General features: G+C 69.2%; 8 protein-coding genes. 5 read left to right on the top strand and 3 right to left on the bottom strand.

Annotated elements, in window-relative coordinates; genetic code table 11:
• Positions 1 to 245: 245 nt before the first annotated feature.
• Positions 246 to 1,025: a transcriptional repressor LexA gene (gene lexA, locus ACZ4UV_RS47475; protein ID WP_132893616.1), complete on the bottom strand. Its 780-nt coding sequence runs from the start codon at positions 1,023 to 1,025 to the stop codon at positions 246 to 248.
• A gap of 503 nt (positions 1,026 to 1,528) precedes the next feature.
• Between lexA and nrdR the strand changes: the two genes are divergently transcribed.
• A complete protein-coding gene (gene nrdR, locus ACZ4UV_RS47470) occupies positions 1,529 to 2,080 on the top strand; it encodes a transcriptional regulator NrdR (RefSeq protein ID WP_451017743.1) in 552 nt (183 codons plus the stop codon).
• A 162-nt stretch (positions 2,081 to 2,242) separates the two neighbouring features.
• Complete coding sequence (locus ACZ4UV_RS47465) at positions 2,243 to 5,143, top strand: vitamin B12-dependent ribonucleotide reductase (protein WP_451017744.1); 2,901 nt, start codon at positions 2,243 to 2,245, stop codon at positions 5,141 to 5,143.
• Positions 5,144 to 5,226: 83 nt separating this feature from the next.
• On the opposite strand, the gene ACZ4UV_RS47460 is transcribed toward ACZ4UV_RS47465, so the two are convergent.
• Positions 5,227 to 5,760, bottom strand: coding sequence for a TerD family protein (locus ACZ4UV_RS47460; RefSeq protein WP_390035099.1), 534 nt, complete (start codon positions 5,758 to 5,760; stop codon positions 5,227 to 5,229).
• A 150-nt stretch (positions 5,761 to 5,910) separates the two neighbouring features.
• Between ACZ4UV_RS47460 and ACZ4UV_RS47455 the strand changes: the two genes are divergently transcribed.
• From ACZ4UV_RS47455 to ACZ4UV_RS47445, 3 genes are all read left to right on the top strand, one after another.
• Complete coding sequence (locus ACZ4UV_RS47455) at positions 5,911 to 6,516, top strand: YdbC family protein (RefSeq protein ID WP_351484843.1); 606 nt, start codon at positions 5,911 to 5,913, stop codon at positions 6,514 to 6,516.
• An 85-nt stretch (positions 6,517 to 6,601) separates the two neighbouring features.
• A complete protein-coding gene (locus ACZ4UV_RS47450) occupies positions 6,602 to 7,261 on the top strand; it encodes a histidine phosphatase family protein (protein WP_451017745.1) in 660 nt (219 codons plus the stop codon).
• A 10-nt stretch (positions 7,262 to 7,271) separates the two neighbouring features.
• Positions 7,272 to 8,201 carry an ADP-ribosylglycohydrolase family protein gene (locus tag ACZ4UV_RS47445; RefSeq protein WP_451017746.1) on the top strand — a complete coding sequence of 310 codons (930 nt, stop codon included), beginning with the start codon at positions 7,272 to 7,274 and terminating at the stop codon, positions 8,199 to 8,201.
• Positions 8,202 to 8,750: 549 nt separating this feature from the next.
• On the opposite strand, the gene ACZ4UV_RS47440 is transcribed toward ACZ4UV_RS47445, so the two are convergent.
• Complete coding sequence (locus ACZ4UV_RS47440; protein WP_467847860.1) at positions 8,751 to 10,298, bottom strand: MFS transporter; 1,548 nt, start codon at positions 10,296 to 10,298, stop codon at positions 8,751 to 8,753.
• Positions 10,299 to 10,378: the final 80 nt, after the last annotated feature.

The raw sequence follows: 10,378 nt of genomic DNA, 5'->3' as shown, positions 1-10,378 counted from the left end.
TACGGGGGGGGGGGGGGGGGGGGGGGGGGGGGGGGGGGGGGGGGGGGGGGGGGGGGGGGGGGGGGGGGGGGGGGGGGGGGGGGGGGGGGGGTGGGGGGGGGGGGGCGGGCGGGGCGCCGCCCCCCCCAACCCCCGATCCGAGGCAGGTGGTCGCCGGGGTCCGGACAGTGCAGGACCCCGGAACCGGCGCAGGGGTCCCGGGGCCCGATCGGAGGGCGGGCGGGATTGGCCGCCCGCCGCAGGCGTCACACGCGCCGCAGTACCGCGACGACCTTGCCCAGGATGGTGGCGTCGTCGCCGGGGATCGGCTCGTAGGCCGCGTTGTGGGGGAGGAGCCAGACGTGGCCGTCCTCGCGCTTGAAGCGCTTGACGGTGGCCTCGCCGTCGAGCATGGCGGCGACGATGTCGCCGTTCTCGGCCACAGGCTGGCGGCGGACGGTGACCCAGTCGCCGTCGCAGATCGCGGCTTCGATCATGGAGTCACCGACGACCTTGAGCACGAACAGCTCGCCGTCACCGACCAGCTGCCGGGGGAGGGGGAAGACGTCCTCGACCGACTCCTCGGCGAGGATCGGCCCACCGGCGGCGATCCGGCCGACCAGCGGGACGTACGACGCGGCGGGCTTGCCGGCGGTGTCCGTGGGCTGCACGGTCACGGCCTGGTCGGAGCCGCGCACCTCGTAGGCGCGCGGGCGGTGCGGGTCGCGGCGCAGGAAGCCCTTGCGTTCCAGTGCCATCAGCTGGTGCGCCACCGAGGACGTGCTGGACAGGCCGACGGCCTGACCGATCTCCCGCATCGACGGCGGGTAGCCGCGCCGCTGCACCGAGTCCCGGATCACCTCGATCACCCGGCGCTGCCGGTCGGTGAGGCCCGAGCTGTCCGCCCGGATGCCTGGAGGTCGGCCCGGCAGGGAACGCTTGTGTCCCTCGGGATTCACGGCTTCGTTCATGGCATGCACCGGGTCGATTCGGCCCTGGGAGCGGTCCTGGGCGGTGATGGTGGCACTGTCTGCGGTCGTGGTCACGTCGGCCCCTCTCGATGGTCTCCCTGCTGGACAACGGTAGTTGCTTTCGAAAGGTTGCGCCAAACACACGTTCGAGTGAAAAAACGCGGTTCACCGTACGTGATCGCATGTCCGGGTGTATGGCTCACGCGGTACCCGGCAGGCAAAAGAGACCATCGTTGTACTCTTCACCGCCGGGGGACGGCCTTGTGGGTGTGCCCAGTCTGCCATCCGGGCCGCCGCCGACCGGGATGTCCGTCCCCATCTGCGCCGGAGTCGCACGTGACCTCCGTGCGGCGCCCACGGTATCTCCGTATCCGCCCTAGCGGTACGTGTGCGACACGCGCAACCTGGTGATGTATCTGCCAATCACCACATCTAGTGGTTGGATTGCTACAGCAGCCCACAAGTTGTGGTCCCCCGGGTCTCCGGTCTCTCTGAGATCGCCTATGCTTGGGGCTGCTTCGAGGGGCCCATGTGGCCCATCGAGGCTATTGAGTCTGCTGTGAGGAGGGTTGGAGATCATGCACTGCCCCTTCTGCAGGCACCCCGACAGCCGTGTGGTCGACAGTCGTACGACCGACGACGGCACGTCGATCCGCAGGCGCCGCCAGTGTCCGGACTGCTCCCGTCGTTTCACGACCGTGGAGACCTGCTCGCTCATGGTGGTCAAGCGGTCCGGAGTCACCGAGCCATTCAGTCGTACCAAGGTCATCAACGGCGTGCGCAAGGCATGCCAGGGACGGCCTGTCACCGAGGACGCACTCGCCCAGCTCGGCCAGCGGGTCGAGGAGGCGGTGCGGGCCACCGGGAGCGCCGAGCTGACCACCCATGACGTGGGGCTGGCCATACTCGGCCCGTTGCAGGAGCTCGACCTGGTCGCCTACCTGCGATTCGCCTCCGTCTACCGGGCGTTCGACTCGCTCGAGGACTTCGAGGCCGCGATCGCGGAGCTCAGGCGGGCGGCCCAGGACCCCGTCGCGGACGACGAAGACGCGGGAACGGGGGGCCGGGAGGACGATCACGGGCCAGGCGGGCCCACTCGGGTGCCCGCGCCCGTCGACATCGCCGGCTGACGGGCGGACCGGACCGGGCGGAGGACCCGGATCCGGTTGTCGGACGGCGATCCAGGACTTGTCGCGGGGGCGGCTCAGCGTGCTCGCGACGCGAAAACAGAACAGCGTGCCACGGGAACATCGTGGCATTTCAGGGCGTTTTAGCCCGTACAGGGAGGCGGCATGACAGAGACGGCGAGCGGTCCGGCACGGAGTTCCCGCGCGAAGGGCACCAAGGCCACCAAGGGACTGCGTATCGAGCGCATTCACACCACCCCCGGCGTACACCCGTACGACGAGGTGAGCTGGGAGCGCCGTGACGTCGTCATGACCAACTGGCGCGACGGCTCGGTCAACTTCGAGCAGCGTGGCGTCGAGTTCCCCGACTTCTGGTCGGTGAACGCGGTCAACATCGTCACCAGCAAGTACTTCCGCGGTGCCGTCGGCACCCCGCAGCGCGAGACCGGCCTCAGGCAGCTGATCGACCGCATCGTGAAGACGTACCGGAAGGCCGGTGAGGACCACAAGTACTTCGCCTCGCCCGCCGACGCCGAGATCTTCGAGCACGAGTTGGCGTACGCCCTCCTGCACCAGATCTTCAGCTTCAACAGCCCCGTGTGGTTCAACGTGGGCACCCCGCAGCCCCAGCAGGTCTCCGCCTGCTTCATCCTGTCCGTCGACGACTCCATGGAGTCGATCCTCGACTGGTACAAGGAAGAGGGCATGATCTTCAAGGGCGGCTCCGGCGCCGGCCTGAACCTCTCCCGCATCCGCTCCTCCAAGGAGCTGCTCTCCTCCGGCGGCAACGCCTCCGGCCCGGTCTCCTTCATGCGCGGCGCCGACGCCTCCGCGGGCACCATCAAGTCCGGCGGCGCCACCCGCCGCGCCGCCAAGATGGTCATCCTCGACGTCGACCACCCCGACATCGAGGACTTCATCGAGACCAAGGTCAAGGAGGAGGAGAAGATCCGCGCCCTGCGTGACGCGGGCTTCGACATGGACCTGGGCGGCGACGACATCACCTCCGTCCAGTACCAGAACGCCAACAACTCGGTCCGCGTGAACGACGAGTTCATGAAGGCGGTCGAGCAGGGCGGACAGTTCGGTCTGCGCGCCCGGATGACCGGCGAGGTCATCGAGGAGGTCCAGGCCAAGAGCCTGTTCCGCAAGATGGCCGAGGCCGCCTGGGCCTGCGCCGACCCGGGCATCCAGTACGACGACACCATCAACCACTGGCACACCTGCCCGGAGTCCGGCCGGATCAACGGCTCGAACCCCTGCAGCGAGTACATGCACCTGGACAACACGTCCTGCAACCTCGCCTCGCTGAACCTCATGAAGTTCCTCAAGGACGACGGCAAGGGCCACCAGTCCTTCGAGGTCGAGCGCTTCGCCAAGGTCGTCGAGCTGGTCATCACCGCGATGGACATCTCCATCTGCTTCGCTGACTTCCCGACCCAGAAGATCGGCGAGAACACCCGCGCGTTCCGTCAGCTCGGCATCGGCTACGCCAACCTCGGCGCCCTGCTGATGGCGACCGGCCACGCCTACGACTCCGACGGCGGCCGCGCCCTCGCCGGTGCCATCACCTCCCTGATGACCGGTACCGCCTACAAGCGCTCCGCCGAACTCGCCGCGGTCGTCGGCCCGTACGACGGCTACGCCCGCAATGCCGACGCCCACAACCGCGTCATGCAGCAGCACGCCGACGCCAACACCGTGGCCGTCCGCATGGACGACCTGGACACCCCGGTCTGGGCCGCCGCCACGGAGGCCTGGCAGGACGTGGTCCGCCTCGGCGAGAAGAACGGTTTCCGTAACTCCCAGGCGTCCGTCCTCGCCCCGACCGGCACCATCGGTCTGGCCATGTCCTGTGACACCACGGGCGTCGAGCCCGACCTCGCCCTGGTGAAGTTCAAGAAGCTGGTCGGCGGCGGCTCGATGCAGATCGTCAACGGCACGGTCCCGCAGGCCCTGCGCCGCCTGGGCTACCAGGAGGAGCAGATCGAGGCGATCGTCGCCCACATCGCCGAGAACGGCAACGTGATCGACGCCCCCGGCCTCAAGCACGAGCACTACGAGGTCTTCGACTGCGCCATGGGCGAGCGCGCCATCTCCCCGATGGGCCACGTCCGCATGATGGCCGCGATCCAGCCGTGGATCTCCGGGGCCATCTCCAAGACGGTCAACATGCCGGAGACGGCGACCGTGGAGGAGGTCGAGGAGATCTACTTCGAGGCCTGGAAGCTCGGCGTCAAGGCGCTCGCGATCTACCGGGACAACTGCAAGGTCGGCCAGCCGCTCTCCGCCAAGACCAAGGAGAAGGAGAAGGAGGAGGTCGCCGCGAAGACCGAGACGACCATCCGTGAGACGGTCGAGAAGGTCATCGAGTACCGCCCGGTCCGCAAGCGCCTCCCGAAGGGTCGTCCCGGCATCACCACGTCCTTCACCGTCGGCGGCGCCGAGGGCTACATGACGGCCAACTCCTATCCGGACGACGGCCTGGGCGAGGTCTTCCTGAAGATGTCCAAGCAGGGCTCGACCCTCGCGGGCATGATGGACGCCTTCTCCATCGCGGTCTCCGTCGGCCTCCAGTACGGCGTGCCGCTGGAGACGTACGTCTCGAAGTTCACCAACATGCGCTTCGAGCCGGCCGGCATGACGGACGACCCGGACGTGCGCATGGCGCAGTCGATCGTCGACTACATCTTCCGCCGCCTGGCGCTGGACTTCCTGCCGTTCGAGACGCGCTCCGCGCTTGGTATCCACTCTGCCGAGGAGCGTCAGCGGCACCTGGAGACCGGTTCGTACGAGCCGTCCATCGACGATGACGACGTCGACGTCGAGGGCCTGGCCCAGTCGGCGCCGCGCGCCCAGGAGCTGAAGGCCGTCGCCGCCCCGCGGACCGAGGCCGTCGCGGCCAAGGCCGCCCCGAAGCAGGCGCACACCAGCGCCGAGCTGGTGGAGATGCAGCTGGGCATCCAGGCCGACGCCCCGCTCTGCTTCTCCTGCGGTACGAAGATGCAGCGGGCCGGTTCCTGCTACATCTGCGAGGGATGCGGCTCGACCAGCGGTTGCAGCTGACGAGTCGATGTGACGTGAAGTAAGGGGCGCCGGCCGTGGCCGGCGCCCCTTACTGTTCCGCTGTCACGGGCGGTCGTCCGCTGTCAGGGGCGGCCGAGTCCGCCCATCTCCCGGCTGAAGACCACCGGGTCGTCCTCGAATCCGTGCAGCCCGGGCCGGAAACCCCAGTCGCCGGACCCGTCGCGTACGAACTCCGCGACGGTGGCCGCCGTCGCCCCGAGAACCGAGCCGAAGTCGTCCTCGGCCAGTACGTTGTAGCCCTCCCGGACGCGGACGGCCGGGTTCAGGACATTCACGAACGTCCGGTGCGTGGCCCGCTGCTGGATGACGACTCCGACGACCACGCGCGCGTACCGGCTGTCGAGCCGGTCCAGTTCGAGCGTCATCACCTCGTCCCAGCCGAAGCCCTTGCCGTCCTGGCTGTCCCGGTTGAGAAAAATCGTGCCGTCGGGCGAACGGCTGTCGAAGTGCACGAGATAGGCCGGAGTTCCGTACGGTTCGGCCGTCGTGAACGTCCCGGCGACGACGTCGAGATCGGTGGGCGGCTGTCCGGAAGGGCTGGGATCCCACTTCACCGCGACCTCGACCTTGCGGATCGCCTTGCTGAAACCGCTCACCACGCGTCCCCTTCCCCCTAGAGGTCCCTACCCCAACTGATGTTTTGCCAAGGCTCTTTGTCCATCGTGCCACGCGCGCGGGGGCGTATGCGCGGGTGATCTCAGCCGGAGCGTGACCGACGCCACGCCCCATGGCCTTACGATGGCGCGGTGCTGGTCAAGTGGATTCGCTGCACCGTGGTTGACCGCCGGGGCTTCGAGCGGGGGCAGCGGAAATGGGCGGGGCTTCCGGGGGAGCCGGGATTTCGGGGACAGGGCGGGGGCTGGAGTCGGCAGCGACCTGGAGTGGCGCACATCTTCGCCTTCTGGGAGAGTCGTGCCTTCTACGACTCCTTCATGGCGCGTTCGCACGACCGCCTGGCCGCGTCCCAGTTCGGCACGTACAAGGACCGACAGGTGAAGCTGTTCGAGTACCGGTTCGACGTGAAGACCGGCTTCGAACCACGGTTCACGGACAGCGACCTGGTCCGGGTGGCTCTCTGCCGGGTCCACGAGGAGCGGGTCGAGCACTTCACGCTGATGCAGGAGAAGGTCTGGAACCCGGCGATGGCCGGCTCGCCCGGCATGATCCGCGGCATGTTCGCGGAGGCGCCCGAAAACGAGTTCATGATCCTTTCGATGTGGCGGTCGGCCGCCGAGCACGGCAAGTACCGCACCGAACGGGTGGAGCGGCTGGCGCTGCGCGCCCAGACGGAGGCCGACATCGCGGCCCTCACGGGTGACATCGTGGAGCTCGAGCCGAGCTGGATCGTTTGAAAATCCAACCCAGATGTGTGTGACCTGCGCTGTATGGGGGCCATCCGAGTGCTCGATTTTTCGTCACTCGATCTAGGGTTTCGGCATGGCACGACCACGGCGCATCGTCCTTGTCCGGCACGGCGAGTCAACCGGCAATGTCGACGACTCCGTGTACGAGCGGGAACCCGACCACGCGCTGGCCCTGACCGAGCGGGGCCGGCGGCAGGCCGAAGAGACCGGAAAGCGCGTTCGGGAGATCTTCGGCCAGGAGCGCGTCAGCGTGTACGTCTCGCCCTACCGGCGTACACACGAGACCCTCCGCGCCTTCCACCTCGACCCGGATCTCATACGCGTGCGCGAGGAGCCCCGGCTACGCGAGCAGGACTGGGGAAACTGGCAGGACCGCGACGACGTGCGGCTGCAGAAGACGTACCGGGACGCGTACGGACACTTCTTCTTCCGCTTCCCGCAGGGTGAGTCCGGGGCCGACGTGTACGACCGCGTCGGCGGCTTCCTGGAGAGCCTGTTCCGCAGCTTCGAGGCGCCGGACCACCCGCCCAACGTGCTCCTGGTGACCCACGGCCTGGCGATGCGGCTGTTCTGCATGCGCTGGTTCCACTGGACCGTCGCGGAGTTCGAGTCGCTCTCCAACCCGGGGAACGCCGAGATGCGGATGCTCGTTCTCGGAGACGACGGCAAGTACACGCTCAACCAGCCGTTCGACCGCTGGCGGGACCCGGAGCCCTACTGGATGAGCGGCTAGGCTGACCGCGATGACCTCCTCCTTCGATTCCCCGACCCCGGGGCGCCTGGAGCGCGCCCTGGCCAGCCTGCGCGGACTCGCGATCGGCGACGCGCTGGGCTCGCAGTTCTTCGTGCCGGTGAACTACCCGCTGCTCAAGCGACGGGAGCTGCCTCCCGCTCCCTGGCAGTGGACCGACGACACCGAGATGGCCTGCTCCGTCGTCGCCGTCCTGGCCGCGCACCACCGCATCGACCAGGACGCGCTGGCCCACTCCTTCGCCGCGCACCACGACTTCGACCGGGGCTACGGCCCCGCCGTCAACCGCCTGCTGCGCCTCGTCCGGGAAGGCGGCGACTGGCGTGAGCTGGCCGCCGGGCTCTTCGAGGGACGGGGATCCTGGGGCAACGGCGCGGCGATGCGGATCGCACCCCTGGGCGCCTGGTACGCGGACGATCCGGAGCAGGCCACGCACCAGGCCGAGATCTCCGCCTACCCCACACACCAGCACAGGGAGGCCGTGGCCGGTGCCATGGCCGTGGCGGCCGCCGCAGCCCTCGCGGCCGCGCCCGACGGCCCGCCGAGCCCCGAGGCGCTCCTCGACGGGGTCGTCGCCCTCGTCCCCAAGAGCGCCGTGGGCCAGGGCCTGCGGCGCGCCCGCGACATGCTCGACTACGCCGACGCGGGCACCGTGGCGGCCGTCCTGGGCTGCGGACGCCGTACGACCGCCCATGACACCGTCCCCTTCGCGCTCTGGTCGGCGGCACGCGCCCTCGGCGACTACGAGACGGCGTTCTGGGCGACCGCCCAGGTGGGCGGTGACGTGGACACCACCTGCGCCATCGTGGGCGGCGTGCTCGCGGGCGGCAGGGCGGGAGCGCCGCCGGCCGCGTGGGCGGAGCGGGCGGAGGCGCTGCCGGAATGGGTGCCGACGGGGGCCGGTACCGGCGTCGGCGGGTGACCGGCTGAGGCCGGGCTCGCACCGCGTGCCGCAATGACGCGGTTCGGTGCCCCTGCGGAGCCGGCTCGTGGGGAAAGCCGCCAGGCAGCGCCGCTCCTGAGACATCGGAGACGTGCGCCGAGGCCGGGCGCTGTCGTCTCGAGGCGGGCTCTGCGTCCGAGGACCGTCGAAGCGTGCCATGGCGAAGCTTCGTCGGTCCGAGGCCGCCCGTTCCCCTCTGGCCCAAGTTGAATCCCGCGATCCACATAAGAGACTCTCCGTACCTGGCGGGAACTCTGCGTGACCGTCAGGCGTTTTCCAGGCAGCCGCCCCATCCGGCGCATGTGCCGGGGGCGGGCGGAAGGCGTAGTCGCGGGGGAGGTGTGGGGCGTGTGGGCCGGGTCGGCTCTTCCGATGGTGTGCGCCGTGCTCGTGATCGCGGCGCCGACGGCCAGGATGCGGATGGCCGGGAGGCGGGTGGCCGGGACGCAGATGGCCGGACCTCTGCCTCTGCCGCCTGTCCCCTGGCGGAGGTCCGGCCATCCGCGGCTCTGCACGGACCCGGTGGGGTCAGCCCATCCCCGGGCCGGCCGTACCGGCGAGCGCTTCGAGGTCGCTCTTGCGGACCTTGATCACCAGCCAGGCGGTGAGCAGCCCGAGCCCGGCCATGACGGCGGCGGGGACGAACGCGGTCGAGATGCCGTGCGCGAGCACCTCGTGCCCCCACGGCGCGGGCAGCTGATGGGTCTTGGTGAACGCCGCCTTCTGCTCCGGCGAACCGTCGGCGAGGAACTTCGGCAGCTGCTTCTTCGCCTCGTCCTTGCTGGCCGAACCGAACACCGTGGTCAGGATGGACAGACCGAGCGAACCGCCGACCTGCTGCATGGCGTTGAGCAGCCCGGAAGCCGCCCCGGCCTCGTGCTGGTCGACACCGGAGACCGCGGTGACGGTCGCCGTCACGAAGTTCAGCCCCATGCCGAAGCCGAAGACCAGCATGGGCCCGAGGATCCCGCCGAGATAGGAGCTGTCGGGCTTGATGAACGTCTGCCAGGTGAGTCCGACGACCACGAGCGCCGAACCGGTCATCATGAACGGCTTCGGGCCCAGGACGGGCAGGAACCGCTGCGAGAGCCCGGCGCCTACGGCGATGGCCGCCGTCACGGGCAGGAAGGCCAGACCGGCCCCGATCGGGCTGTAGCCCAGCACGTTCTGCACGAACAGCACGATGTAGAAGAACATGCCGAACATCGCGGCGGCCAGGCTGAGCATGATCACATAGGTGCCGGAGCGGTTGCGGTCGGCGAACATCCGCAGCGGGGTGATGGGCTCCTTCGCCCGGGTCTCGATGAAGACGAAGGACAGCAGCAGGACCACCGCGGCGGCGAACGACCCGAGTGTCAGACTGTCGCGCCAGCCGTCCTCCGCGGCCCGGATGAAGCCGTAGACCAGGGCGGCCATGCCCAGGGTGGAGGTCAGCGCGCCCGCGATGTCGAACCGTCCGGGGTGCCGTTCGGACTCGTTGATGTACTGCGGGGTGAGGGCGGCGATCAGCAGCCCGATCGGTACGTTGACGAACAGCACCCAGCGCCAGTCGAGCCAGTCGGTGAGCATGCCGCCGGCCAGCAGGCCGATGGCCCCGCCGCCCGCAGAGACGGCGGCGAACACACCGAACGCCCGGTTCCGCTCCGGGCCTTCGGGGAAGGTCGTGGTGATCAGCGCCAGCGAGGTCGGCGACGCGATCGCGCCGCCGACTCCCTGGAGGGCGCGGGCGGCGAGCAGTTGCCAGGGTTCCTGGGCGAGTCCGCCGAGGAGCGAGGCGAAGGTGAACAGCAGGATGCCGGTCATGAACACCCGGCGTCGCCCGAGGATGTCGCCGGCCCGCGCGCCGAGGAGCAGCAGGCCGCCGAAGGTGAGCGTGTAGGCGCTGACCACCCACGTGAGGTCCGTGGTGCTGAACTTGAGCGCCTCTTGAATGTGCGGGAGCGCGATGTTCACAATCGTCGCGTCGAGTACCACCATGAGCTGACAAGCGGCAATCACGGTGAGCGCGATGCCGGGGCGCCCCTGCCGGCGGGCCGCACCTGGTTTCTGGTCCGGTATCAGTTGAGAGGTCGTCACTATGGATCCCCCACGAAGGTGTTAGTGAACGGCAGCGTTCACTGTCGCGTCAACGGTAGTGAGTCCCCGATAGAGAACGC

The sequence above is a fragment of the Streptomyces sp. NPDC028289 genome, from assembly GCF_055565975.1.
This window is presented reverse-complemented; position numbering and strand designations above follow the sequence as displayed.

Bases quoted from the DNA above. Each gene is read 5' to 3' on its own strand.
- ACZ4UV_RS47450 (WP_451017745.1), top strand. From the start codon at position 6,602: ATGGCACGACCACGGCGCATCGTCCTTGTCCGGCACGGCGAGTCAACC.
- ACZ4UV_RS47465 (WP_451017744.1), top strand. From the start codon at position 2,243: ATGACAGAGACGGCGAGCGGTCCGGCACGGAGTTCCCGCGCGAAGGGC.
- nrdR (WP_451017743.1), top strand. From the start codon at position 1,529: ATGCACTGCCCCTTCTGCAGGCACCCCGACAGCCGTGTGGTCGACAGT.
- ACZ4UV_RS47445 (WP_451017746.1), top strand. From the start codon at position 7,272: ATGACCTCCTCCTTCGATTCCCCGACCCCGGGGCGCCTGGAGCGCGCC.